The 23,860-nt window shown below is 63.2% G+C and carries 23 protein-coding genes and 1 pseudogene; 15 read left to right on the forward strand and 9 right to left on the reverse strand.

Going from position 1 to position 23,860, the window contains the following annotated elements:
• The first annotated feature begins 102 nt into the window (after window positions 1–102).
• Entirely contained in the window at window positions 103–411 is a 309-nt protein-coding gene (locus tag ABIB80_RS08975; protein WP_219681560.1) for a hypothetical protein, read from the forward strand.
• A gap of 20 nt (window positions 412–431) precedes the next feature.
• Complete coding sequence (locus ABIB80_RS08980) at window positions 432–1,319, forward strand: sigma-70 family RNA polymerase sigma factor (RefSeq protein WP_007596009.1); 888 nt, start codon at window positions 432–434, stop codon at window positions 1,317–1,319.
• Between the two features lie 226 nt (window positions 1,320–1,545).
• Here the strand turns inward: ABIB80_RS08980 and ABIB80_RS08985 are convergent, their stop codons facing one another.
• Window positions 1,546–2,052: a winged helix-turn-helix transcriptional regulator gene (locus tag ABIB80_RS08985; RefSeq protein WP_354127216.1), complete on the reverse strand. Its 507-nt coding sequence runs from the start codon at window positions 2,050–2,052 to the stop codon at window positions 1,546–1,548.
• 215 nt (window positions 2,053–2,267) lie between these two features.
• On the opposite strand from ABIB80_RS08985, the gene ABIB80_RS08990 reads away from it, so the two are divergent.
• Window positions 2,268–3,005 (forward strand): SDR family oxidoreductase, encoded by a 738-nt coding sequence (locus tag ABIB80_RS08990; RefSeq protein ID WP_219681557.1) that lies wholly within the window; start codon window positions 2,268–2,270, stop codon window positions 3,003–3,005.
• 54 nt (window positions 3,006–3,059) lie between these two features.
• On the opposite strand, the gene ABIB80_RS08995 is transcribed toward ABIB80_RS08990, so the two are convergent.
• Both ABIB80_RS08995 and ABIB80_RS09000 read right to left on the reverse strand, forming a co-directional pair.
• Window positions 3,060–3,953, reverse strand: coding sequence for an SMP-30/gluconolactonase/LRE family protein (locus tag ABIB80_RS08995; protein WP_354127217.1), 894 nt, complete (start codon window positions 3,951–3,953; stop codon window positions 3,060–3,062).
• A 33-nt stretch (window positions 3,954–3,986) separates the two neighbouring features.
• A complete protein-coding gene (locus ABIB80_RS09000; protein ID WP_007596002.1) occupies window positions 3,987–4,646 on the reverse strand; it encodes a GntR family transcriptional regulator in 660 nt (219 codons plus the stop codon).
• A gap of 228 nt (window positions 4,647–4,874) precedes the next feature.
• Here ABIB80_RS09000 and ABIB80_RS09005 point away from each other — a divergent pair, with 228 nt between their 5' ends.
• The 9 genes from ABIB80_RS09005 to ABIB80_RS09045 all read left to right on the forward strand — a co-directional run bounded on the left by ABIB80_RS09005 (window position 4,875) and on the right by ABIB80_RS09045 (window position 12,477).
• Window positions 4,875–5,891 (forward strand): TRAP transporter substrate-binding protein, encoded by a 1,017-nt coding sequence (locus ABIB80_RS09005; RefSeq protein ID WP_007595999.1) that lies wholly within the window; start codon window positions 4,875–4,877, stop codon window positions 5,889–5,891.
• Window positions 5,892–5,967: 76 nt separating this feature from the next.
• The gene (locus ABIB80_RS09010) at window positions 5,968–6,477 is read left to right on the forward strand and encodes a TRAP transporter small permease (RefSeq protein WP_007595997.1); all 510 of its coding nucleotides are present in this window, start codon (window positions 5,968–5,970) and stop codon (window positions 6,475–6,477) included.
• A 61-nt stretch (window positions 6,478–6,538) separates the two neighbouring features.
• Window positions 6,539–7,819 carry a TRAP transporter large permease subunit gene (locus ABIB80_RS09015; RefSeq protein WP_007595995.1) on the forward strand — a complete coding sequence of 427 codons (1,281 nt, stop codon included), beginning with the start codon at window positions 6,539–6,541 and terminating at the stop codon, window positions 7,817–7,819.
• 31 nt (window positions 7,820–7,850) lie between these two features.
• Window positions 7,851–8,345: a type II 3-dehydroquinate dehydratase gene (locus ABIB80_RS09020; RefSeq protein WP_007595994.1), complete on the forward strand. Its 495-nt coding sequence runs from the start codon at window positions 7,851–7,853 to the stop codon at window positions 8,343–8,345.
• A 14-nt stretch (window positions 8,346–8,359) separates the two neighbouring features.
• The gene (locus tag ABIB80_RS09025; protein ID WP_354127218.1) at window positions 8,360–9,016 is read left to right on the forward strand and encodes a hypothetical protein; all 657 of its coding nucleotides are present in this window, start codon (window positions 8,360–8,362) and stop codon (window positions 9,014–9,016) included.
• The gene (locus ABIB80_RS09030) at window positions 9,016–9,834 is read left to right on the forward strand and encodes a sugar phosphate isomerase/epimerase family protein (protein ID WP_007595992.1); all 819 of its coding nucleotides are present in this window, start codon (window positions 9,016–9,018) and stop codon (window positions 9,832–9,834) included. The genes ABIB80_RS09025 and ABIB80_RS09030 overlap by 1 nt, the downstream gene beginning before the upstream one ends.
• A 29-nt stretch (window positions 9,835–9,863) precedes the next feature.
• Window positions 9,864–11,585 carry an FAD-dependent oxidoreductase gene (locus tag ABIB80_RS09035; RefSeq protein ID WP_354127219.1) on the forward strand — a complete coding sequence of 574 codons (1,722 nt, stop codon included), beginning with the start codon at window positions 9,864–9,866 and terminating at the stop codon, window positions 11,583–11,585.
• 159 nt (window positions 11,586–11,744) lie between these two features.
• Complete coding sequence (locus ABIB80_RS09040; protein WP_007595988.1) at window positions 11,745–11,906, forward strand: DUF2934 domain-containing protein; 162 nt, start codon at window positions 11,745–11,747, stop codon at window positions 11,904–11,906.
• Window positions 11,907–12,189: 283 nt separating this feature from the next.
• Entirely contained in the window at window positions 12,190–12,477 is a 288-nt protein-coding gene (locus tag ABIB80_RS09045; protein ID WP_007595986.1) for a DUF2934 domain-containing protein, read from the forward strand.
• Between the two features lie 277 nt (window positions 12,478–12,754).
• Here the strand turns inward: ABIB80_RS09045 and ABIB80_RS09050 are convergent, their stop codons facing one another.
• Window positions 12,755–13,486 carry a DUF3750 domain-containing protein gene (locus ABIB80_RS09050; RefSeq protein ID WP_007595984.1) on the reverse strand — a complete coding sequence of 244 codons (732 nt, stop codon included), beginning with the start codon at window positions 13,484–13,486 and terminating at the stop codon, window positions 12,755–12,757.
• Window positions 13,487–13,607: 121 nt separating this feature from the next.
• Between ABIB80_RS09050 and ABIB80_RS09055 the strand changes: the two genes are divergently transcribed.
• Complete coding sequence (locus ABIB80_RS09055) at window positions 13,608–13,868, forward strand: hypothetical protein (protein ID WP_007595982.1); 261 nt, start codon at window positions 13,608–13,610, stop codon at window positions 13,866–13,868.
• Between the two features lie 152 nt (window positions 13,869–14,020).
• Here ABIB80_RS09055 and ABIB80_RS09060 read toward each other — a convergent pair whose 3' ends face one another.
• Window positions 14,021–14,251 (reverse strand): hypothetical protein, encoded by a 231-nt coding sequence (locus tag ABIB80_RS09060; RefSeq protein WP_219681540.1) that lies wholly within the window; start codon window positions 14,249–14,251, stop codon window positions 14,021–14,023.
• Between ABIB80_RS09060 and ABIB80_RS09065 the strand changes: the two genes are divergently transcribed.
• The gene (locus ABIB80_RS09065) at window positions 14,250–17,360 is read left to right on the forward strand and encodes a DEAD/DEAH box helicase (protein ID WP_035993472.1); all 3,111 of its coding nucleotides are present in this window, start codon (window positions 14,250–14,252) and stop codon (window positions 17,358–17,360) included. The two genes, ABIB80_RS09060 and ABIB80_RS09065, sit on opposite strands and share 2 nt — an antisense overlap.
• A gap of 3 nt (window positions 17,361–17,363) precedes the next feature.
• On the opposite strand, the gene ABIB80_RS09070 is transcribed toward ABIB80_RS09065, so the two are convergent.
• From ABIB80_RS09070 to ABIB80_RS09085, 4 genes and pseudogenes are all read right to left on the reverse strand, one after another.
• Window positions 17,364–18,635 carry a DUF892 family protein gene (locus ABIB80_RS09070; RefSeq protein WP_007595978.1) on the reverse strand — a complete coding sequence of 424 codons (1,272 nt, stop codon included), beginning with the start codon at window positions 18,633–18,635 and terminating at the stop codon, window positions 17,364–17,366.
• Between the two features lie 142 nt (window positions 18,636–18,777).
• A complete protein-coding gene (locus tag ABIB80_RS09075; protein WP_007595967.1) occupies window positions 18,778–19,071 on the reverse strand; it encodes a hypothetical protein in 294 nt (97 codons plus the stop codon).
• Window positions 19,072–19,175: 104 nt separating this feature from the next.
• A pseudogene (gene glgX / locus ABIB80_RS09080) lies at window positions 19,176–21,412 on the reverse strand (glycogen debranching protein GlgX).
• Between the two features lie 19 nt (window positions 21,413–21,431).
• Window positions 21,432–21,713, reverse strand: a complete 282-nt coding sequence (locus tag ABIB80_RS09085) for a DUF3606 domain-containing protein (protein WP_354127220.1) — start codon at window positions 21,711–21,713, stop codon at window positions 21,432–21,434.
• Between the two features lie 276 nt (window positions 21,714–21,989).
• On the opposite strand from ABIB80_RS09085, the gene treZ reads away from it, so the two are divergent.
• A complete protein-coding gene (treZ, locus tag ABIB80_RS09090; protein WP_354127221.1) occupies window positions 21,990–23,801 on the forward strand; it encodes a malto-oligosyltrehalose trehalohydrolase in 1,812 nt (603 codons plus the stop codon).
• Window positions 23,802–23,860: the final 59 nt, after the last annotated feature.

A 23,860-nucleotide genomic window follows, 5' to 3' on the forward strand; every position in this document is an offset into this window, starting at 1 on the left:
TCCGGGCCGCATCCTTCGCCGGTCGGCAAACGTCCTAGGGGTGATGCGGCCATGTGCGCGATTTTGAGCGAACCAGGTCGCGACATGAGCAAGGAGCGCGCGATGAGAAGGACGTTGATCAGGTACAAGGCTAGGCCGGAGCTGGCCGATCGGAATGCTGAGCTGGTTTCGGCCGTATTTGCCGAATTGAAGGCGGCCGGGCCGGACGGTGTGCGCTATCTGACGCTGCGGCTGGAGGACGACACCTTCATCCATCTTGTCGAGGCCGCGGCCGAGGACGGCTCGAGCCCGATCCCGAAACTCAAGGCATTTCAGACGTTCCAGGACGGCATCCGTGACCGCTGCGCGGAGCTGCCGCTGGTTCGTGATGTGAGGATTGTCGGCAACTATCGTATGCTGGACGAGTCCTGAGCAGGCGAAGCGGAGGAGCAATGGCGCCAGACCCCCTGGCCACCGTCGATGTCGAGGCCCTGCTGGCGCGGATGCGGCCGAAACTGCATCGCTACTGCGCGCGCATGGTCGGCTCGGTCATCGACGGTGAGGATGTGCTGCAGGATGCGCTGATCAAGGCGATGGAAGCGCTGCAATCGGTCACGCCCGTCAATATGGAGGGCTGGCTGTTCCGCATCGCGCACAACACCGCGCTGGATTTCCTGCGCCGCCGCAACCGGCAGGAGGCGCTGCATTCGGCCGAGGAGGTGGAGATGATTGCCGACCGGCTCGATGATGTGGAAAGCCGCCAGATCGCCGCGACCAGCCTGCGCACCTTCATGCGGCTGCCGGTGGCGCAGCGCTCCAGCGTGATCCTGATGGACGTGCTCGGCTGCTCGCTTGCCGAGGTCTGCGACATCATGGATTTCAGCCTGCCGGCGGTGAAGGCCGCGCTGCATCGCGGACGCACGCAGCTGCGTGAGTTCGCCGGAGAGCCGGACGACGTGTCGCAGCCGGGCCTGTCGGAAGCCGATCGGACGCGGCTCAGCGCCTATGTCGGCCATTTCAACGCTCGCGACTTCGACGCGATCCGCGCCATGATCGCCGACGACGTCAGGCTCGAGCTAGTCAACCGCACCAGGCTGAAAGGCAAGGCTGAGGTGTCGAACTATTTCGGCAATTATTCGAAGGTCAGCGACTGGCACCTGGTGACGGGGCAGGTCGAGGGACGTCCCGCGATCCTGGTGTTCGATCCGAACGAGCCAGCCGGGCGGGCGAAATATTTCATGCTGCTCGACTGGTCCGCCGGCAAGCTCGCCACTATCAGGGATTTTCGTCACGCAGCCTATGTTATCGATGGTGCGGAGTGTGTGGTGGATAGAGGGTGAACTTGCCTATGTGCTTTTCGCGCAGCGGACCGCGGGTGCCAGCCGGCACCCGGCCTTCCCTGTGCCCTCTTGGATTTGAGCGGGTGAGTGATGAAGCAAAGCTCGCGCGAAATGCGCCGCGGGAACGAGAGTTCATGTCCGTTTGAAAGATCGGTCGCACCATTTCCAGGGATATGTCGAACGTTGCTCGCGCTACGCAGCCATCTCACGCGGCGCTCCGGTGGGCCTATGTCTTTGCCCTTGTCTCTCGCTTTGCCTTCGGCTTCTCCGGCGCCGGGGTGCGTCGAGCACCAGGGCCGGGGTGGGTATGAATCTCCTTGGCCAAAAGCGGCTCGCCGCATTCGGAGCAAACCATGACCGGATCGAAGTCCTTGCCGCATTTGCGGTGTTGATGCAGCAAAGGTCGTCCGCGCGCGTCGACCATATGAGTGTCGCCCCAATGCACGATCGCCATCATGATCGGATAGAGATCGAGCCCCTTCTGAGTGAGGATGTATTCGTGCCGCTTGGGCGAGTCCTGATAGGGGATACGCCGCAACACGCCTTGCCGGACCAGCTTCTTCAGCCGCTCGGCGAGCAGGTGGCGCGTGATTCCGAGCGAAGACTGAAAGCCCTCGAAACGGCGTGTGCGCAGGAAGCATTCACGCAGGATCAGAAGGGTCCAGCGGTCGCCGATCACGCCGATGGTTCGGGCCATCGAACACGGCTCGTCCTCCAGCTGACCCCATTTCATTCCAGATCTCCACTCTGCCCGCGGCTTCCGCGCGAATATCGTTCAGGAAGCCTTTGGTTCAGATACCATTCTAAATCGGTACCTACTGCGAGACAATGTCTTTGCTAGAGCACAAAATCTACTCGAATTGACAGTTCGGTTTTAGAACTGTAAGACAATCCGCGGTCTGAATTATGATCCGACGACCGGATCCAGACCTGACCGGGAGAAGTCCCATGCAAAAGAGAAACGCGACCGTGGCCGTGATCGGCGCCGGTGATTTTATCGGCAGCGAGATTGCAAAGAAGTTCGCCTCCGAGGGCTTTACGGTGTTTGCGGGACGCCGCGACGGCGCCAAGCTCGAACCGCTCGTCAAGGAGATCGAACAGGCCGGCGGCGAAATTCACGCGCGCGCGCTCGACGCGCGCAAGGAAGACCAGGTCATCTCGTTTCTCGGCGATGCCGACAAGCACGCCCCGCTCGAGGTTTGCATCTTCAACGTCGGCGCCAACGTCAACTTTCCGATTCTGGACACGACCGAACGGGTGTTCCGCAAGGTCTGGGAAATGGCTTGCTATTCCGGCTTCCTCGCCGGCCGCGAGGCCGCGCGCCTGATGCTGCCCCGTGGCCAGGGCAACATCTTCTTCACCGGTGCGACGGCGAGCTTGCGCGGCGGCAGCGGCTATGCGGCCTTCGCCAGCGCCAAGTTCGGCCTGCGGGCGGTCGCGCAAGCCGCGGCGCGCGAATTGGGCCCGAAGAACATCCACGTGGCGCATCTGATCATCGATTCCGGCGTCGACACGGAATGGGTCCGGCAACGGCGGATCGAGGCGCTTGGTCCGAACGCGCTGGATAATCCCGACCTCCTGATGCCGCCATCGTCGGTCGCCGAATCCTACTGGATGCTCTATCAGCAACCCAAAAGCGCCTGGACCTTCGAGCTGGAGATTCGTCCCTTCGGCGAGAAATGGTAGCGAAGCCGGTTCACGACGGCCCGTGCAAGGGTTCTGAATGAAGAGGGTTCAGGATCAACTGCCGAAGCGGTGTTCTGGAAGTCCCTGTGCGATGCCCTCAATGGCCAGAACATGACCCGCTTGGGGTTCGCGGCTCAATTGCTCACGATCTAGAAACTTTCGCGCCGTCGTCACGAACAAGGTCTTCAGATCGGCTCCGCCGAAGCACACGCAGGTCGGATTGGTCGCCGGCACCGGAATGACGGTGTCGATCCGGCCGTCCGGCCGATAGCGCACCACCCGGCCGCCGGAGAAGAATGCGGTCCACAATCCGCCGGCGACGTCGATACAAGCGCCGTCGGGCCTCTCCCCGGAGGCGCTGTAATCCGCGAACAGCCGCCTGTTTCGGATCACGCCGTCATCGAGATCGAAGTCGAACTGCCAGGTGCGGTAACGCCTGGTATCCGTGAAGTAGAGCGTGCGATTGTCGGGTGAGAACGCGATGCCGTTCGTTACGATGACATCGCCGAACATGCGCACCGTCCGGCCGTCGGCATCTACCCGATACAGCGCCCCGTTCGGTCGATGCAGCTGGTTGTCCATGGTGCCGATCCATAGCCGACCCCGGGCGTCGACGCGCCCGTCGTTCAGACGGTTGTCGGGGCCGCTTTCGATCTCGCAGAGCTGAACTGGACGACCGTCATCGGACGCGCGGCGATAAAGTCCCAGATCCTTCGCGAGCAGGTGGGAGCCATCCGCCGTCAGAGCCTGACTGCCGAGAAAGTTGCATGCGTACGGAACAACCTGATGAGCGCCTGTCGCCGGATCGAACGATTGATGCAGCCGCCGGTCGACGTCGACCCACCACAGCTTACGGGAGCGGTCACACCACAACGGCGTCTCCCCGAGGATGTCGCCTGCGGCGACCGCGGTCTCGACCCGATATGCGGGGATCATGTCGGCGGTCATTCCGATATCCGATTCCAGCCGCGAGCCGGGCGATCAGTCCTCGTTCCAGGAGGCGAGGGCGTGCGCGACGCACCCGTTGATGTGCTCGGTGAGCACGGTTTTGGCGCCTTTGATGTCGCGCTTGAGGGCGCATTCCAGCAGCGCCTTGTGCTGGTTGATCGTCTCCGCGCCGCGGTAGCGCAGCGCATAGCGGAAATATTTGTCGAACACGACCGCGTGGGTCTGCATCAGCTCGCGCGAACCGCAACTCGAGATCAGCGCCTGGTGGAATTCGCCGTCGTAGCGTTTGCGCAGCTCGGGATCGTCACCCTCCTTGAGGACGGTGCGTTCGGTGGCCGCCAGCTTGTGATGCGCGGACACCACGCGGCCCTCCCACTCGACGTCGCCGGCACGAAACGACTCGGCCATCGCGTGATGCTCCAGCAGGATGCGCAGGCCGGCGAGCTCACGCAGGTTCTGGATGGAGATCGGCGCCACCTCGAAGCCGCGCTGGCCCTCGGCAACCACGAAGCCCTCGGAGGTCAGACGATTGAGGATCTCGCGCAGCGTGGAGATGCTGACCCCGTAGTCCTCCTTCATGGCGTCGAGCTTGAGGCGTCCGGATGGCGTGAGCACTCCGAAAATGATGTCGGCCCGGATGCGCTGATAGCCGCTGTGGCCTGCCGACAGGGGCCGTTCCTCGACTGACGTCATGCCTTCTGATCCCGCCTGTCCCGATCGTCGGCCACTTCGGACGCGGCCGAACCATCAATGTTGCCAGCACTATAGCAGATTTCAGATGTATGATGTATGACAAATCATCATATGAAATAGATATCGTCATTTGACACGGAAATATATGTGTGATGTCTAAATAGGCTGAGGGCACGAAAAATAATGGCTTAAGCCGCCGGTCGTGCCCGGTCGAACAGGGAGGAAACGATGAGCTTGTTGGTACGGGCGCTGTCTGCGACGGCGATCTGCGTGGCGCTGACGGTCGGCGCATCCGCTGAGGACATTCAGGAGCGCACGATCAGGTGGGGACACCTGAACAACACCGATCACCCCGTCAGCGCGGGGGTGCAGAAATTTGCGGAGATCCTGCTGGCGAAGAGCGGGGGCAAGATGAAGATCCGTGAGTTCGCGGCCTCGCAGCTCGGCAACGAGCTGCAGCAGCAATCGGCGCTGCGCGGCGGTACCCAGGAAATGCTCTCGGCCTCGACGACGTCGCTCGCAACCGTCGTGCCGGAGTTCGGCCTCATCGACTTTCCATTCATCGTGAAGACCATCGAGCAGGCCGACGCGCTCGGGACCGGAAAATTCGGCACGTCAATGCTCGATACGCTGCCGTCGAAGGGGCTGATCGGTCTGGGCTATTGGGGCCTCGGCTTCCGCAACGTCACCAACAGCACGCGGCCGATCACCAAGGTCGAGGATTTCAACGGCCTCAAGCTTCGCGTCATTCCGAACCCGGTCTACCTTGAGACCTTCGGATCGTTCAAGGCCAATCCCGTTCCGATGGCCTTCGGCGAACTCTACTCGGCGCTGGAGACGCGCACCGTCGATGGCGAGGAGAACCCTTTTACGGTCATTCTCTCCAACAAGTTCTACGAAGTGCAAAAGTACGTTTCCGCCACCAATCACACCTTCACCCTGAACATCATCCTGGTGAGCAAGGCGTTCTGGGACAAGCTCTCGCCGACCGAGCAGCGCCTGATGCGCGAGGCGTATGAGGAAAGCCGAGGCTATCAAAAGGAGCAGACACGCCTTCAGACCGAAAAGGCGCTGTCGGAATTGCAGGCCAAAGGCATGCAGTACAACACCGTCGCGCCGGAAGAGCTCGATCGCATGCGCAAGACGGCGCAGCCGGTGGTCGACAAGATTGCCGCCAATCTCAAGCCGGACGCGGTTAAGCTCTTCAACGACGAGCTCGATCGCATCCGCAAGGACGTGAAATAGTCGACCTCGTCAGCATGCAAGACGCAGAGCCGTCCAGTCGGCCGGCTCTGAATCCGACTTTGCCCGGACGGCACGTATGGCGCGATTTCTCGACCTGTATTGCACCCTGCTGAAAGGCATCATCGCCGCATTTCTCGCGGTGATGGTGGTGCTGGTGTTCGGCAACGTGGTTCTGCGCTACGGCTTCAACTCCGGTATCGCGATTTCCGAGGAGCTGTCGCGCTGGCTCCTGGTCTGGCTGACTTTCCTCGGTGCGGTCGTGGCAATGCGTGAGCACGCCCATCTCGGCGTCGATAGCCTTGTGCGGATGCTGCCGGCTTACGGCAAACGCATCTGCTTCATCGTCAGCTACGTCCTGATGCTGTTCGCCGACTGGCTTCTGCTCTCGGGAAGTTGGCGGCAGACGATCATCAATCTCGACGACCGCGCGCCGGCGACCGGCCTGTCGCTCGGCATCTTCTATGGCGTGGGCGTGATCTTCGGCGTTTCGGCCGGCGTGATCCTTCTCTACGATCTGTTCCGCGTCATGTCCGGACAAGCCAGCGAAGCCGACATGGTGGCCGTCAGGGAATCGGAGGAGCACTGATGCTGTCTCCCAATATCGTGTCGCCCGGCGCTCACATCCTGAAAATCTCCGGGATCACGCCATGACGATTGCCGTCTTCACTTTCTCGCTGCTCGGCGCCATGGCGCTGGGCATGCCGATCGCCTTTGCGCTGATCGTCTGCGGCGTGGCCCTGATGAGCACGATCGACATGTTCGATGCCCAGATCGTGGCGCAGAACGTCATCAACGGCGCAGACAGCTTTCCACTCATGGCCATTCCCTTCTTCATGCTCGCCGGCGAGGTCATGAACAAGGGCGGTCTGGCCAAGCGAATCGTCAATGTTGCGCTCGTCGCAGTCGGACATTTTCGCGGCGGACTCGGTTACGTCACGATCCTCGCGTCCTGCATCCTCGCGTCGCTCTCGGGCTCCGCGGCGGCCGACGCCGCAGCGCTGGCTGCGCTGCTGGTGCCGATGATGGTGGCGGCGGGCCACAAGAAGTCCTATGCGGCGGGTCTGGTGGCGGCCGGCGGCATCATCGCGCCTGTGATTCCGCCCAGCATCGGGTTCGTCATCTTCGGTGTCGCCGCGGGCGTGTCGATCTCGAAGCTGTTTCTGGCCGGGATCGTCCCGGGGCTGCTGCTCGGGGCTGGGCTCTGCCTGGCCTGGTGGTGGGTGGTGCGCCAGGAGAACCTGACGCCCCCGCCAAGGGCATCGCTCTCGGAGATGGTAAAAGCCGTGGTCGACGGCTTCTGGGCGTTGATGCTCCCGGTCATCATCATCGTCGGCCTGCGCTTCGGCATCTTCACGCCGACGGAAGCCGCAGTGGTCGTCGCCGTCTATTCGCTGTTCGTCGCGACCTGCATCTATCGGGAATTGAAGCCGTCGCAGCTTTATGAGGTGTTTGTCTCCTCGGCCCTGACGACGAGCATCGTGATGTTTCTGGTGGCAGCGGCGCTGGTATCGTCCTGGCTCATCACCGTGTCCGAGATTTCGGCACAGATCGTCACCCTGCTGAAGCCTTTCATGGGCAACAACACGCTCCTGATGCTGGCGATCATGGTCGTGGTGGTGATCGTGGGAACGGCCCTCGACATGACGCCGACCATCCTCATTCTCACGCCGATCCTGATGCCGATCGTCAAGGCAGCGGGCATCGATCCCGTCTACTTCGGCGTCCTCTTCATCATCAACAATGCGATCGGCCTGATCACGCCGCCGGTCGGCATCGTGCTGAATGTGGTTTGCGGCGTCTCGAGGATCAGCATGGAGGACATCATCAAGGGCGTCTGGCCCTTTTTGATTGCACAATTGATCGTCCTGTTCGCGATGGTGCTATTCCCGGGACTGGTGACGATCCCGGCCAAATGGTTTGCCGGCTAGACCCGTCGGCAACAAAGGAAGGACAAGCGAAATGGCCGCAAGGATCATGATCCTCAACGGACCCAATCTCAATTTCCTCGGCATCCGCGAGCCCCACATTTACGGCTCGACGACGCTCGGGGAGATCGAGGCGAGCTGCCGCGCGCTGGCCGATCAGCTCGGCGTTTCGATGTCGTTCCATCAATCGAACATGGAGGGCGAACTGGTCAATCTGATCCAGTCCGCCCATGGCAACGTGGAAGCCATCATCATGAATCCCGCGGCCTATTCATTCACCTCGATCGCGCTGATCGACGCGCTGAAGATTTTCGAGGGTGTGAAGATCGAGGTGCATATCTCGAACATCCACGCGCGGGACGAGCTGCACCGCCACTCGATCACGTCGAGTGCCTGCACGGCTGTCATTTGCGGCCTGGGTCCCTATGGTTATCTCGCGGCGATGCTCGCGGCGGTCCAACGGCTGGGGCAAATGCCTGCGACCATGGCACCGGCTCTGCGCGGGCTTCCGGCCGGCGGCAAGGCGTAGGCATGGAGGGCGGAATGCGCGGCACGGGATTTCTCGCCATCTGGAGCGACGTCGAGGCTCACGACCTGACCGACTACCGACACTGGCTGACGCGTGAACACACGACCGAGCGCGTGACGACGAAGGGCTTCCTGGCATCGCGTGTCTTCCGCGCGGCAAGGGACGACATCAACCGCTTCTTCATTCTGTATGAGCTGGAGACGCCGGAGGTCCTCGACAGCGAGGCCTATCTGGCGCGCCTCAACGCACCGACGCAATGGTCCCAGCGCATCATGCCGAAGCTCGGCAATTTCATGCGGGGCGGCGGCGTCATGATCGCGCGGGGAGGGCGGGGCGAGGGCGCATCGATCGTGGCGCTGCGGATCGAGACGTTGCCGAAAGATCCGGAAGGTCTGGCCCAGGCGCTCGTTGCGTGCGACGGGGTTGCGGTCGTGCAGATCGGCGCGACCGACGAGGCGCGGACGTCGGTGCGGACGACGGAGAAGGGCATGCGGAAGAATGAGGGCTTCTTCGCGGGGCTTTTGCTGATCGAGGCGCTCGACGTCGCCTCGTTGCAGGCTGCCTTGCGGCGGGCGAGCGAGCTTGCGCCCGACGTCATGGTCGGGGCGAGCGAGCCGGAAGTTTATCAAAGCATGTTTGCGCTCGACGCCCGTATCGCGGATTTCGGCTGATGACAACGTTCTCGCTCGCCGCGTTGACCGTGCTCGAGCTTGCGCCGCCCGAGATGATCGAATTGGCGGCGCATTGCGGTTACGAAAAGGTCGGGCTCAGGCTGTTGCCCGCCACGCCTGGCAGTGTTGCCTATCGCCTGATGGACGATGCGCCGCTCCTGCGGGAGACGCTTCGGCGGTTGGAGTTGACGGGGGTGTCTGTCGCCGATCTCGAGGTCGTTGCGTTCAGACCGGAAACCGAGATTGCCTCGTTCACGCCCTTCTTCGAGGTGGGCGCGCGCCTCGGCGCCAAACACATCCTCGTCGCGGCCTACGATCCGGACCTGGCGCGGTTTTCGGATCGCTACCAGCAATTTTGTGAAGCGGCAGCAAGCTATGGCCTGACCTCCGACCTCGAATTCATGCCCTGGACCAGCGTTCCGGACCTGAAGACCGCAATGCGGATCGTCGGCGACGTCGATCATCCCGGTGCCGGCATTCTGGTCGATGCACTGCATTTCGATCGGTCGCAATGTTCGCTTGCGGACCTCCGCGCTATCCCGGCGCAACGCTTTCACTACTGGCAACTTTGCGACGGCCCGGCCGAGCGCCCGGCGACCACGGAGCAGCTCATCCATGCCGCTCGCGAGGAGCGGATGTTTCCGGGCGAGGGCGGAATAGACCTGATGGGGCTTGCAAGCGCGATGCCGAATGACCTGACGATCAGCATCGAGGTTCCGACCGTTCAGCTGGCCAAGAGCGTCGACGCCGCGACGCGAGCACGCCGGGCGTTGGCGGCAGGCAGAGCCGTTGTCGAGCGGGTGCGCAGCGAGAGGTGAGAATTTCGGGACGAGAAGGGTAGTGCGGGATGTCGCAAGCCGATCGCTCCTGGGACGTCGAGACCGATCTTCTGGTCGTCGGGGCGGGTGCCGCCGGCATGACGACGTCGCTGGTGGCCGCCCTCGAAGGGCTCGACGTGATCCTTTGCGAGAAGTCGGACACGGTTGGCGGCACGACCGCGACCTCCGCCGGCACCATCTGGATTCCGGGCAATCGGCAGGGATTGCTTGCAGGGATCTCAGACTCCACCGAGGCGGCGCGGGTCTATCTTGAAGCATTGCTCGGCGAACACGCCGCGGACGCGCGTGTGGATGCGTTCCTCCAGACGGGTCCAATGATGCTCGATTATCTCGAGCAGAGGACGAGCGTACGGTTTGCGGCGCCGCCGGTCCATCCCGACTACAAGAATCTTCCAGGGGCAGCGATCGGTGGTCGTGCTCTCGGCGCCGTTCCGTTCGACGGCCGCAAGCTTGGCAAGGACTTCGAGCGCATAAGGGCCCCGCGGCGAGAGTTCATGGTCCTCGGCGGCATGATGGTCGGAAAGGCGGACATCCCGGCGTTGCTGGCGCCATTCCGCAACTGGACGAATTTCAGGCATGTCGTTGGTCTGCTCGGTCGGCATTTGCTTGATCGACTTCGCTACAACCGCGGAACGCGTCTGATCATGGGCAACGCTCTCGTCGCGAGGCTGTTTGACAGCCTTCGTCGTTCCGGCGTGGATCTGCGATATGAGACCGAGCTCGCTGAGCTCATCCGTAATGGCGACGCAGTCGTCGGGGCCGTTTTGTCATCGCCCTCAGGAGCATTGGCGATATGTGCCCGCAAGGGCGTGGTGCTGGCAACGGGAGGCATCGGCTGGAGCCGCGAGCTTCGCGACAGGTTTTTCCCCGAGGCCGCGCGCCGATTTTCACTCGCGCCTTCGTGCAATACCGGGGACGGCCTGCTCGCGGCCGAACGCGTCGACGCGGTGATTGAGCGTAATTTCGATAGCCCCGCCTTGTGGATGCCGAGCTCGGTCATGACGCAGGCGGACGGCTACGTCTCGGTATTTCCGCACATTATGCTGGATCGTGCCAAGCCAGGACTGCTTGCGGTGAACAAGTCGGGCCGCCGTTTCGTGAATGAAGCCGACTCCTATCACGACTTCGTGGAAGCGATATTGCGATCGGACTCGTCTTCGGTATTGGCAACGCCAGCTTTCCTGATTTGCGATCGCGCCTTTATCGGCGACTATGGCATTGGTCTCGTTCATCCCGGGACGAGGGATTTGGACAAATTTCTCAAGGCTAAATATTTGCTGGCGGGCGAAACGATTGAAGCACTGGCCGAAAACATCGGCGTCGATGGCGGCGAGCTTGCTCAAACGATCGAGCGATACAATCGCTATGCCGAGAGCGGTGTGGACGAAGAGTTCGGCCGCGGTTCAAGCGAGTTGAACCGGTTCAATGGTGATCCCCGGAACGTGCCAAACCCGTGCCTGCGGCGGGTCGGTCCTGGGCCATACTATGCCGTCGCAGTATGGCCGACGGATCTCGCTAGCAGCGCCGGCTTGTGCACGGATTCAACCGCCCGCGTCTTGTCTAGCCGTGGGACCGCCATACCCGGACTCTACGCCGTCGGTACCGATTCATCCTCGATCTTTCGAGGCACTTATCCGGGCCCGGGCACGATGATCGGGCCTGCGATGGTATTCGGATGGTGCGCGGCAATGCATGCCGCGGGCGCTTCAGCTCAGGACGAAGGTAACTGAAAGCCGGATCGTTCGCCGCTCAGGGCTAGGAACTCTGCGCACCATCGAGGCTTGACTCAGCGGGCCAGCGTCGCCGCCGATTTGCTGGCCTGCACGGCCCCGCCTCCAAGCCCCCATACCCCCCAGGGTGGGGCCGTGTCTCTCGTCGCAGGAGATGCAATGCCGGAGCCGACCGATCACGACATCAGAGAACGCGCGCACCGCTTGTGGGAACAGGCGGGCAAGCCGGAAGGCCGCGAGGAAGAATTCTGGCATGCGGCCGAGCAGGAGTTGCGCAACGAGGACAAGTCGAACCCCATGCGGACGCCGGATACGCTGTGACCGACAAGAGATGCCCATTCTGCCACGGTCTGGGATGGGTCTGCGCAAACCATCCGCTCCGCGCCTGGAGCGAGGAACTGGGCGGCTGCCGCTGCGGTGAGGGAATGCCCTGCACCTGCAACACGACGGAAGATCCCGAAGCAAGGGCGGTGGTCGTCGAAGCGGACACGACGTGGCACTAGCAAGACCTGGCATTGAAGGCGGAACAGAGCCTTCCAGCAGGAATTGAGGTTGTGAGCAGCACGGGCTGCGACGCAGGCCCGTGGCTACGGCGGGGTTTGCGGTGGACGAGCGGCAAAAGATAGAGCACCAGATCGAACTCGCAACGCGAGCGGCAGCCCTTGTCAAAGACGAAACCACCGTCCAGCGATTCAGGACGTTCGCCGAGGAGCTGAAGCAAAAGCTGCTTCGCATGATGCGGCGCGGAAAGGTGCGAGCGCGCGCCTACGAACTCTGGGAGCAGGCCGGTCGCCCGGTCGATCGGGACGTGGAGTTTTGGCTCGAGGCCGAACGGCAGATCGACGAAGAGCGCGATCAGCGGAGGCTCTCGGATTCCTCAGACAAACGGTAGAGGTTCCGGGAGCCACATCGGCAGCGAACAAGCTTCGGCCGCGCGTTCCCTGGACAGAGAAAAAGCCGCCGAGTTCTTCACCTGGCGGCTTCAAAAGTCCGTAGCTGTCGGTCGCCTTTCCAGCCTCGTGCGTACCGCCGTTACCTTGTTTGCGGCCATGCAAGTTCAGTTTAGGCCAAGGCGCTCGATTCTGCTGTGACCTGAAGCACACATTGAAAAGACAATGTCGGGAAGCTTGGGAGGGCGCCGACTTTGATGGGATTGCCCCGCCATGGCGCTACGCGCCGGCCGTGACACCCAGGCGGCCTATGCCTGGAAGCTTCAGCGCGGGGCGGCGGATGTCGAGGCCGAGCACCGCGCCGAGGAAATTGATCTCGACCCCTTCGACCCAGCCGATGGTCATGCCGAGATAGCCCGACAGCGAGGCGTAGAGCCCGGTGCCGGACGCCGTGATGCCGGCCCAGCGTCCGCTGTAGGGAAAGTCCTTACCGATGGCGGTCGGCGGCAGCACGGCGCGCAACTCGGGAACGGCGTCAAGCGCCGCCTGCACGAAGGTGTTGGAATTCGGCCCCGGCCAGGCGCTGTAGTCGCCATAGGCGCGGAACTTATAGTTCTCGATGACGGTGCGGATCTTCGGAATCAATGCTTCTGCCCGCGCGCCGTCGACCGCCACGACCGTTTCCGGCATCGCGCCGAACCAGCGGCCATCGGGCGCAAAGCCGTTGCTGCGAACAGGGTCGCCCCAGGCCGTGTAATCGTATCGGCTGTAGGTCGCGGCGCCCTTCTCCTTGACGACGATCCAGGTATGGACAGCAAAAATACTGCGCCAGCGCACCGTGCGCGCGGCGAACACGCGGATCAGCGCGTCCGGATTGGCGGACGCGGGCGGCAGCAGGCCGGCGCTGGAGCGATCCGCCGTCTGCCAATTGCCGCGGCCGTCGCCGCGCAAATAATAGCGGCCGGCCGACACGGCGATCGGCAGGAAGATCAGCAGCAGGAACAGAATCAAGGATTTCCTCAAGGGCAAACGGCGGTCAGGCGGGACGATGCCACCAATATAGTTCGCAAGGCACGCCGCGCCAGCGCTCTCCTGCTCTTGCATTCGGATGGTGCGGCCATATGTTGCGTCCATGAGGAAGTTGTCGCTCGTCGAGGACCAGGCCATCCAGGCGCGAATCGCGTACATCGCGGGCGCCGAGATTTTCGATCGCCTGTTCGCCGGCATCCGGTTCGACGAAATCGACGGCAATCTGCTGTTTGCCATTGCCAGCGACGAAGACTGCGCGGCCGAGATCGAGGACGAGTTCTCGCACCAGCTCGCTGTGGTCGCAACGCATATCCTCGCGCAAAGCGTGGATGTGGTCGTAGTGCTGCCGAAGGTCCTGCAATAGCCCGCTAGCCTTCTGGCCGTCCAAGCCGCTTGCCTTCACGCTCTGTCTCTGCTTTTCAACGCAATTGCAAAATTGTAATGACGTCATTGGGCGCTCAGGCCCGAGGCGCGTTATCGACGGAGCTCAACGGGAGGGCTCGTCGTCGCTCGCCTCTATTTGCGAAACAAAGTTGGATACACATTGGCGCCCACCAGGAAAGCCCGGGCCACGACCGGCGCGATAAAGACACAAAGCAAGAGCTCAAAAAGCAAAGGCTCGCTAAGCAAGAGCGCGAAAAGCAAGAGCACGAAGAGCACAAGCTCGAGAAGCAGGAGCTCGACAAGCAAGCGTCCGGACAAGAGCGCCTCGCGTTCCGCGGTCGCCTCCTCATCGCCGCTCGGCATGCTGGCGCTGCATCTGCTCGAGCAGTGGGAGAAGTCCGACGGCCTCGTCTTCCTCTGCGACGACGAGAGCAGGGCGGAGCGGCTGGGCGGCGTGATTCACGCTCTCGATCCCTCGGTCGACGTGCTGGTGTTTCCGCGCCTGAACACGCTGCCCTTCGACGGCCTCGAGCCATCCCGCGAGATCGCGGGACGGCGCAGCTCGGTGCTGCGGCGTCTCGCCAAGGCAAAGAAGCCCGTCTTCCTGGTGTCGACCGCGGAAGCCATCATGGAACGGCTGCCGCTGCCGGCGAGCTGGTCGCGGTCGAGCCTCACGCTGAAGGTGGGCGCGCCCTATTCCGGGCCCGAGCTGGAGACGCGGCTGGAGGCTCTCGGCTACGATCTCGACGAAGAGGCGGAGTATCCGGGCGGCGTCCTGTTCCACGGCAAGACGTTCGAAGTGTTTCCCGCCGGCGCGCTCGCTCCCTTCCGGATCGAGCATTCCGGAGACACGATTCGCAAGATCGTCGCGGTCGATCCGATCGAGCACGAGGTCGTCTACGAGACCGCGGAATTGATCATCGATCCCATGTCCGAGCGGATCGCGCTGGGAGCTACGCGCGGACAGCGGGCGACGCTGCCTGATTATTGCAGCCGCGCGCGGTGGATCGCGGATGCCGGGGTATCGACCCACGCCGAGAGCTGGCAGGCCACGATTGAGGACGCCGCCGGCCGCAGGGATGCGGAGCGCGAGTATCTGGGGCAGGCGGATTGGAAGCAGCTGAAGAAGCGCATCAGCGTGCTGCCGCGCAAGGCCGCCTTCATCTCGACTCCGGAGTTCTCGAAGCTGGCCTCGCCGCGCAAGGCGCTTCGCGCCTTCGTCGCCGACATGCAGCGCGGCGGATCGCGGCTGCTGTTCGTCGCGGCCGTCGAGGACGACCTTCGCGCGATGGAGCGCATGAGCGGCATCAAGGCGGAGCGCCTGGCCGATTGGAGCGAGGTGGCGAAGGCACGGAGCCGCGAAGGCGCGCTGCTGGCCGATTTCGACGCGGGGTTCATTGGCGCCGGCCGCAAGCCGCTTGTCGTCGTGACCGCGTCCGACGTGCTCGGCAGCCGGGCCCATCATCCCCAGCCGATGGCGCGCGCATGGAACCCGGCGTTCGATCATCCCGATGTGCCCGAAAAGGGCGCCGCCATTGTCCATCTGCAACGCGGGCTAGCCGTGCTCGATGGCTTGCAGACCCTCGATATGGGCAAGGGATCGCGACGCGAGATGATCAGGCTCAAATTCGCGGGCGACAATGCCGTGCTCGTTCCACCGGCCGATCTTGCGGTGATCTGGCCCTATGCCGGCGAACCCGGCAAGCTGACGCTCGACAAGGCGGACGGCAGCAGCTGGTGGGCGCGGCGTACCGAGGCGGAAGCGGAAATCCAAGTCGCCGCCAAGGCGCTCGCCAAACACATCAGCCAGCGCCTCCGCCGTCGTGCACCCAAACTGGTGCCACCGGGGCCGGCTTATGAAAAATTCGTCGCACGGTTCCCCTATTTCACGACAGCGGACCAGGGCCAGGCCATTCAAGACGTCCTCGACGATCTTGCGGCGGGCCATCCCATGGACAGGGTGATCTGCGGTGATGTCGGATTCGGCAAGACCGAGGTCGCGCTGCGGGCGGCGGCCGCAGTGGCGCTGTCCGGCAAACAGGTGGCGATCGCGGCGCCGACGACCGTGCTGGCGCGGCAGCATGTCGAAACCTTCCGCAAACGGTTCGGCCCTCTTGGGATCGAGGTGGGAAGCCTGTCGCGGGCCAGTTCAGGCCCGGAGACGCGAGAGACCAAGGAGGGGCTGCGGCGCGGCACGCTGAAAGTCGTGGTCGGCACACAGGCGCTTGCGGCAAAGGACGTGAAGTTCGCCGACCTTGGCCTCGTCATCATCGACGAAGAGCAGCATTTCGGGGCGGCGGAGAAGGCGAAGCTCTCAGGCCTCGCCAAGGGGGCCCATTCGCTGTGGATGAGCGCCACGCCGATCCCGCGCACGCTCGCGGCGGGTCTTGCCGGCTTCAGGGACCTCAGCGTGATCGCCTCGCCGCCGGTTCATCGCCTTCCCATCGTGACCAGGATCGCGCCGCTGTCCGACGCTGCCATTGCCGCGGCGCTGCTGCGCGAGCGCAGGCGGCACGGTCAGAGCTTCCTGATCTGCCCACGCATCCAGGATCTGGAGCCGATGCTGGCGCGGGTGCAATCGGTGGCGCCGGAGCTGCGCATCGTCTGTCTTCACGGCAGGTTGCCCGTGGACGAGATCGACGACCGCATGATGAGTTTCGTCGACGGCGAGGCGGACGTGCTGTTGGCGACCAATATCGTGGAAAGCGGGCTCGATATTCCGCGCGCGAACACCATCGTGGTGTGCTGGCCCGAAAAGTTCGGGCTTGCGCAGCTGCATCAGCTCAGGGGACGGGTGGGACGCGGCGGCACGCGCGCTTTTGCCCATCTGCTGACGGAATCGACCTCAGAGCAGTCCGAGAAACGTCTGGCGGTACTGGAGGAGTTCAGCAAGCCGGGTGCCGGCTTTGCGATCAGCGAGCGCGACCTCGACCTCAGGGGCGCCGGCGATCTGTTCTCGGAACAGCAGTCCGGCCATGTCCAGGTGTTCGGACCGGTGCTCTACAGTCATCTGCTGAAGCGGGCGTCCGAGCGAGGCAGCGACGCCGGCGCCGATCTGTGGGTGCCCGATCTCAATATGCCGTTGGCCGACATGCTGCCTGAGGGCTACGTGCAATCGGAAGCGGTCCGGCTCGAGATCTATGGCCGCGCTGCCCGATGCCGAAGCGACGACGATCTGGAAGATCTGGAGGAGGAGATCTCGCGTCGTTTCGGTCGGTTGCCGCCGGAGGCCCGCGACTTCTTCGCATCCGCCAGGCTCCGGATCGATTGCAAACGGCGCGGCATCGTCAGGCTCGATGTCGGGCCCGAGGCGGTCGCCGCGACGTTCCTGCCGGGGCGGCTGCGGAAATCCAGAGGAAAGTCGCAGACGGGAGCGCTGCAGCGCGACGGCGACCGCGTCGTTCACGCCGGCCGCCGCGACGCGGATCCGTTCAGCCGGGTCGAGGAGTTTCTCGACCTGCTGGACGGCTAGGGATCATTCGGTCTGCTCGACTGCCGCGGGCATTTTCGCCACCGACATCAGCGAGCGGGCCACCTGGTTGAGGAGCTGATCCGCGTTCTCCTCCTCCGCGAGTGATTTCGACAGCAGGGCGACAACGGCGCTGTGGCGAAGCTGCTGGGCGAGGTTGCGCGCCGTGGTATAGCCTGCGATCTCGTAGTGCTCGACGCGTTGCGCCGCGCCGATCAGCGCGAGGTCGGCCGCCGCGTCCTCCTTGTCCTCACCTTCGGCCATGATCTCCTGGCCCTCCTCGACGAGGCCCATCATGCCCTTGCAGGGCTTGGCGCGGGCGGATTTGCCGAGCATCTCGAAGCATTCGTTGATGCGCTCGACCTGTGCTTCGGTCTCCGCCAAGTGCTGCTCGAACAGCTCGCGCAACTGGTCGAAGCGGGCGGCCTCCGCCATCTTGGGAAGCGCCTTGGTCAATTGCTTCTCGGCATGCAAGATATCGCGCAGCTCGTTGATGAGCAGATCGCCGAGACCCGCTTCGTCGGCCGGCGGCGAGCTCTCGGTGACGATGGCCGAGGCCGGACCCGGTTCGCCCGCCTGGATCGCCGGCGACTCCGTGAAGACCCAGTCGCCGCCCTCGTTCCAGGGGCCGCGCGTGTCGATCTCGCCATGGTCGCCGGCGCCGGTGGAATCGTTGAAGAACTGGTCGACAAGGCCGGGCGTCGGGGCGATGCGGCCGATGCTGAAGGCCGGCTTGCCCATGCTCTCGAGCGCCAGCGCGAACGCCTTCATGTGCGTGATCTCGCGGGTCATCAGGAACTGCAGCGCGTCCTTGCTGCCGGCGTCGTCGCAGAAATTGATCAGCCGCTCATAGACGATCTTGGCCCGCGCCTCTGCGGCGATGTTGCTGCGCAGATCGACGTCGAGCTCGCCGGTGATCTTCAGATAGTCGGCGGTCCAGGCATTGCCCTGCGAGTTGAACAGATTGACTCCGCCGCCGCCCGCGATGGCGATGAGGGGATCGGCTTCGGCCGCCTGGCGGTCGAACTTCGAGGGCTTGAGATGCATCCGCGCCAGCGTGCCCACCACTTCCAGATGACTGAGCTCCTCGGTGCCGATGTCCATCAGCAGGTCCTTACGATCGGGATCCTCACAGTTCAATCCCTGGATCGAGTACTGCATCGCGGCGGCGAGCTCGCCATTGGCGCCGCCGAACTGCTCCAGCAGCATGTTGCCGAAGCGCGGATCCGGCTCGTCGACGCGAACGGTGAACATCAGCTTCTTGACGTGATGATACATGGCGGGACTCTCGGATTGGGAGGGCAGGAAAAGAAGATGTCTTCCGAACGGGCGGCTTCAGTGTTCGTTCCTAGCGAAACGACCTGCGCCGATCAGGCGCAGGTCGTTCAAAGACGATCGGCAGGATTGTGGACGTACTCGCTCAGCGTTGGTCCGGACGCTTGGCGGGCGGCCCGCTCTTGTTGCCCGGTGCGCCCTGAATATGCGCCGGGTCCTGCGATTGCACGGCGGTGTTGCCGGTGGAGTTTGTCGAACTTGATCCGACGGTTTCACCGGGCTTGGCGGCCGGACCGTTCTTGTTGCCGGGCTGTCCGGCAATGCCGGCACCCGAATTCTGCGCGCTCGGCGCGGACGAAACGTCAGGCTTGCTGGCCTGCGCCCAAGCTGCACCAGGCAGCGCAAGAGCGGCGAGGATAACGGCACCTGTGAACTTCATCTCGGTGTTCTCCGACTGATGCCCCATCTACTCGAACGCCGGTGACCTGCGTGCGTTCCCTATTGTCATCAACTCGAAAGCATCGGCTCGCCTGATCGTGGCGACTATCCCGGCAGCGGCGCCTCCACGACGTCGAGCAGCGCTCCCAGGCCCTGGCGCAGGCGGCGGGTGGCGATGCTCTCGGTGGCGAGACCGAACACCACGAGGGATCGCCCGGTCATCACATAAACATGCCCGAAGTCGAACGCGGGCATCTGCCCCTCCGGTTGATTGGTGTCGATCAACCCGACCCAGCTGCGTCCCTCGGCGACGGCGGGCAGGGTGAAATGGACGACGTCGTGATGAGCATTGTAGATCAGCAGCATGGTTGCGTCCGAGCCGCGGCGCTTGATGCCGGTCTCCTGGGCGCGGCCGTCGAGCAGCAAAGCGAAACATTTGGCGTTGCCGTCCTGCCACTGCTCCGTCGTCATTTCCTCTCCGGACGGCGCGAGCCACGTCACGTCCTTCACGTCCAGCTCTTCATTGTGCGAGCCGACCAGGAAGCGGCTGCGGTAGAGAATCGGAAATGCCTTGCGCGTGGCGATCAGCTTTCGGGTGAATTCGCGCAGGCTGCGGCCGTTCGCGGTGATGCCCATCCAGTCGAGCCATGTGGTCTCGTTGTCCTGGGCGTACGCGTTGTTGTTGCCGTGCTGGGTGTGTCCGAATTCGTCACCGGCAAGCAGCATGGGCGTGCCGTGCGACAACAGCATGGTTGCCAGCAGATTGCGCTTCTGGCGCTCGCGCAGCGCAATGATGTCCGGATCGTCCGTCGGTCCCTCGGCGCCGCAGTTCCAGGAGTGATTGTTGCTGTGGCCGTCGCGATTGTCCTCGCCATTGGCTTCATTGTGCTTGTCGTTGTACGAGACGAGATCGTTGAGATTGAAACCATCATGTGCGGTGACGAAGTTGACGCTGGCCCACGGCCGGCGGCCGCGCTTGTTGAAGAGATCGCCGGATCCGGACACGCGCTTGGCGAAGTCCGCGATCGATCCCTCGTCGCCCTTCCAGAAGGCGCGCACCGTGTCCCTGAACTTGTCGTTCCACTCCGCCCATCCCGGCGGAAACTGGCCGACCTGATAGCCGCCCGGACCGATGTCCCAAGGCTCGGCGATCAGCTTGACGCTGGAGAGCACGGGGTCCTGGCGGCAGGCATCGAGAAAGCCGCCGCCTTCGTCGAATCCGTAGGGCTCCCGTGCCAGGATGGTGGCGAGGTCGAAACGGAAGCCGTCGATCCTCATCTCGGTCGCCCAATAGCGCAGGGAATCCGCGACGAGTTGCAGCACACGCGGGTGCGACAGGTTCACAGTATTCCCTGTACCGGTATCGTTGATGTAGTAGCGCTGCTGGTCCGGCAGCAGGCGGTAATAGCTAGCGTTGTCGATGCCCTTGAAGGACAGGGTCGGGCCGAGCTCGTTTCCTTCAGCGGTGTGATTGTAGACGACGTCGAGGATGACCTCGATGCCATGGGCGTGGAACTGGTTGACCATGGCTTTGAATTCGTTCGCGAACGGCGTCTTGAGGTAACGTGGCTCCGGCGCGAAGAAGGCGAGGGAGTTGTAGCCCCAGTAATTGCGCAGGCCTTTCTCAACCAAATAGCTGTCGTCGACGAAGGCATGGATCGGCAGCAATTCTGCACTGGTGATGCCGAGCGATCGCAGATAGGCCGGGACCTCCGAATGCGCGAGGCCGGAGAACGTGCCGCGGTCTGCGTCGGGCACCAGCGGATGCAGCTGGGTAAAACCCTTGACGTGCATCTCGTAGACGATCGTCCGCTCCCATGGCACTTCCGGCTTGCGCGCGGCGCCCCAGGTGAAGGCCGGGTCGATGACGCGGCATTTCTGCATCAAGGGCGCGCTGTCGCGTTCGTCGTAGGAGAGATCCTTTCGGCATGGTCGAGCTGGTAGCCGAACAGCTCCGGTCCCCAGCGCAACCGGCCGACCAGCTGCTTGGCGTAAGGATCGAGCACGAGCTTGTTGGGATTGAAGCGGTGTCCCGCGTCGGGTTCGTAGGGGCCGTGAACACGATAGCCATAGATGGTGCCGGGACGGGCCGCGGGCAAATAGCCATGCCAGACTTCGTCGGTATATTCCGGGAGTTCGATCCGCTCCAGTTCGGTCTCGCCGTCGTCGTCGAACAGGCAGAGTTCGACCTTGGTGGCATGGGCCGAAAATAGCGCGAAATTGACGCCGAGCCCGTCCCAGGTGGCGCCGAGCGGAAACGGCTTGCCCTCGCTGATGCGGGAGCGGCGCAGGCGCGAAGCCGCCCGCGTCAGGGCGTCGTCTGGATGTACTGTTTGATCCATCGCTGCCCCGAAAAGTCGTTCAAGAATTTGGTGGGATTGCCGTCACTTCCGTCGTCGCCTGCTCGCCGACGGTCGCCGAAGCGATCGCGGCGGCGGGAGGCACATCGTCCGGCTTGGGCAGCGTGGTTGCCCTTTGCAGCGCCGCCTCCTTGCTGATGGCCGCAATCGAGTTGCCGGTCCGCTCGACGATGCTGGTCAGCTCCGCATCTGACAGTCCGAGACGCTTTCTGACGAGCCGCACCTGAGTACGGTCGGCAAGATCGAGCTTGTTGCGGATCGGCTGTGGCTTCGAGCGGCGCATGGCGAAAACTCCCGTGTAGAATTGCAACCGTCGCCGAGGCGATTCCGTTCCCTGTTTGCAACAGTGATCTTCCCCAACCATCGTCGCCGCACCTCGGCCCAAAAGTGCACACAACGCGCACGGCGCATCGGTGTGGCGCCGGCCTGAGGAACGAATGCCTCCATCTCGGCTTCTCCCGTCCTGAGCATGCTCGAGCGATCGTAAAATCGAGCCTCGCGAAGCGTGCTGTTACTTCCAGCCACGCAAAGGCGGCCAGGTTTGAGTCACAGATTGGGAATGGCCGGGCAAGCGCGACACCACGGCCCTCGATGCCTCGATCACGGGGTCTGCTTCAATCTCTGGGCGCCGACGGCGCAATCGGTCGAATTGCTCGAAGCCGGCCGGCCGCCACTCCGGATGACGCGCGACCATGATGGCTGGTACCAGTTGTTGAGTCCCACCGCGCATGTCGGCACGCGCTATCAGTTCAGGATCAACGAAGACCTGGTCGTTCCCGATCCCGCCTCGTTCTTCCAGCCAGACGACGTCGGGGCGCCGAGCGAGGTGATCGACACCGCGACGTTCCGGGACTCGGTGCTCTATCCCGGCCGCCCCTGGGCGGAGGCCGTGATCTACGAGTTGCATGTCGGCACCTTCAGTGAGGAAGGCACCTATGCCGGCGTCGAGAAAAAGTTGCCCTATCTGCACGATCTCGGCATCACCGCAATCGAGCTGATGCCGCTCAATGACGTCCCCGGCCGGCACAATTGGGGCTATGACGGCGTGCTGCTGAATGCGCCAAATGCGCGCTACGGCAGGCCGGAAGACCTCAAGCGGTTGTTACGCGCGGCGCATGCCCTCGACATCATGGTCTACCTCGATGTGGTCTATAACCATTTCGGGCCGCAGCTGAACTATCTGCACCTCTATGCGGAAAGCTTCTTCACCACGCGCCATAGCACCGGCTGGGGCCCTGCCGTCAACCTCGAGGGACACGACGGCGCGTTCGTGCGCGAGTTCCTGATCGAGAACGCGTTGATGTGGCTGCGCGACTACGGGTTCGACGGCTTGCGGCTCGATGCGGTTCACGCGCTCAAGGACGATTCCGACCGCCATTTCCTGATCGAGCTTGCCGAGACGGTTCGCAGTCAGCTGCCGGGCCGACGCGTGCATCTGATGCTGGAGAACGAGGCCAATCAGGCCCGCCTGCTCGACCGTGCTCAAGGGCGAACCCGGCTCTATGACGCGCAATGGGGCGATGATTTTCACAACGCGCTCCACGTCCTCTTGACGGGTGAGGACGAAGGCTACTATCGCGCCTTCGCAGACAGGCCGCTTGAACATCTCGCGCGAGCGCTCACCGAGGGCTTTGCCTATCAGGGCGAAGTCTTTCCGCTGCATGACGAACCGCGCGGCGAGCCGAGCGCGCATCTGCCGCCTGAGGCCACCATCTTCTTCGCCCAGAACCACGACCAGATCGGCAATCGCGCGCTCGGGGAGCGGCTTTCCGCGCTGGTCGGTCCGGAGAAACTGGATCAGGCCATGGCGCTGGTTCTCTTGAATCCGCACATTCCGATGTTGTTCATGGGTGAGGAAGCCGCGGCCGAGACACCGTTCCTGTTTTTCGCAGACTGGTCCGGCGAAGCTGCCGAGCTGACACGGGAAGGGCGGCGTAAGGAGTTCGCGCACTTCAAGGCGTTCTCGACGCCCGACATACGCGCCAGGATTCCGGATCCGTGCGATGAAAAAACCTTCGCGGCATCGAAGCTCGACTGGACCGGCATCGACCGCTCTCCCGCCAGCGCCAGGTTTCGCAGCCTAACATCCCGATTGCTGAAGATACGGCGCGAGAAGATCGTTCCGCTGATCAAACGGGGTTTCCTTTCGGCTCATTGCAAGTTGCTGGGGGAGAACCAGCGTAAGGGCGGCCTGGATGCCCGTTGGCGGACGGCGAACGGAGACATCTTGCAGATCGTCGCCAATTTCGCGGACGGCGAACTGCCCATGCCGGCGCTGGTTGCGGGCGAGAGCCTATGGCGATTGGGCGCCGCCGACGCGCCAGCCCTGTTGCGGAGCGACATCATCGTAAGGCTTGGCCACGAGGCGTGATGGAACAGCGAGGAACGCTTCCGAAAGCTTTCCGTTAGCGGAGTAAATCTCTGGAGCCG

Source organism: Bradyrhizobium sp. i1.15.2, from assembly GCF_040548425.1.
GTDB lineage: Bacteria > Pseudomonadota > Alphaproteobacteria > Rhizobiales > Xanthobacteraceae > Bradyrhizobium > Bradyrhizobium canariense.

Coding starts and splice junctions, on each gene's coding strand:
- ABIB80_RS09030 (WP_007595992.1), top strand. CDS start 9,016: ATGACAACGTTCTCGCTCGCCGCGTTGACCGTGCTCGAGCTTGCGCCG.
- ABIB80_RS09010 (WP_007595997.1), top strand. CDS start 5,968: ATGGCGCGATTTCTCGACCTGTATTGCACCCTGCTGAAAGGCATCATC.
- ABIB80_RS09040 (WP_007595988.1), top strand. CDS start 11,745: ATGCCGGAGCCGACCGATCACGACATCAGAGAACGCGCGCACCGCTTG.
- ABIB80_RS08995 (WP_354127217.1), bottom strand. CDS start 3,953: ATGACCGCCGACATGATCCCCGCATATCGGGTCGAGACCGCGGTCGCC.
- ABIB80_RS09075 (WP_007595967.1), bottom strand. CDS start 19,071: ATGAAGTTCACAGGTGCCGTTATCCTCGCCGCTCTTGCGCTGCCTGGT.
- ABIB80_RS09005 (WP_007595999.1), top strand. CDS start 4,875: ATGAGCTTGTTGGTACGGGCGCTGTCTGCGACGGCGATCTGCGTGGCG.
- ABIB80_RS09000 (WP_007596002.1), bottom strand. CDS start 4,646: ATGACGTCAGTCGAGGAACGGCCCCTGTCGGCAGGCCACAGCGGCTAT.
- ABIB80_RS09085 (WP_354127220.1), bottom strand. CDS start 21,713: ATGCGCCGCTCGAAGCCACAGCCGATCCGCAACAAGCTCGATCTTGCC.
- ABIB80_RS09035 (WP_354127219.1), top strand. CDS start 9,864: ATGTCGCAAGCCGATCGCTCCTGGGACGTCGAGACCGATCTTCTGGTC.
- ABIB80_RS08990 (WP_219681557.1), top strand. CDS start 2,268: ATGCAAAAGAGAAACGCGACCGTGGCCGTGATCGGCGCCGGTGATTTT.
- ABIB80_RS09070 (WP_007595978.1), bottom strand. CDS start 18,635: ATGTATCATCACGTCAAGAAGCTGATGTTCACCGTTCGCGTCGACGAG.
- ABIB80_RS08980 (WP_007596009.1), top strand. CDS start 432: ATGGCGCCAGACCCCCTGGCCACCGTCGATGTCGAGGCCCTGCTGGCG.
- ABIB80_RS09025 (WP_354127218.1), top strand. CDS start 8,360: ATGCGCGGCACGGGATTTCTCGCCATCTGGAGCGACGTCGAGGCTCAC.
- ABIB80_RS09015 (WP_007595995.1), top strand. CDS start 6,539: ATGACGATTGCCGTCTTCACTTTCTCGCTGCTCGGCGCCATGGCGCTG.
- ABIB80_RS08975 (WP_219681560.1), top strand. CDS start 103: ATGAGAAGGACGTTGATCAGGTACAAGGCTAGGCCGGAGCTGGCCGAT.
- treZ (WP_354127221.1), top strand. CDS start 21,990: ATGGCCGGGCAAGCGCGACACCACGGCCCTCGATGCCTCGATCACGGG.
- ABIB80_RS09020 (WP_007595994.1), top strand. CDS start 7,851: ATGGCCGCAAGGATCATGATCCTCAACGGACCCAATCTCAATTTCCTC.
- ABIB80_RS09065 (WP_035993472.1), top strand. CDS start 14,250: ATGCTGGCGCTGCATCTGCTCGAGCAGTGGGAGAAGTCCGACGGCCTC.
- ABIB80_RS08985 (WP_354127216.1), bottom strand. CDS start 2,052: ATGAAATGGGGTCAGCTGGAGGACGAGCCGTGTTCGATGGCCCGAACC.
- ABIB80_RS09060 (WP_219681540.1), bottom strand. CDS start 14,251: ATGCCGAGCGGCGATGAGGAGGCGACCGCGGAACGCGAGGCGCTCTTG.
- ABIB80_RS09055 (WP_007595982.1), top strand. CDS start 13,608: ATGAGGAAGTTGTCGCTCGTCGAGGACCAGGCCATCCAGGCGCGAATC.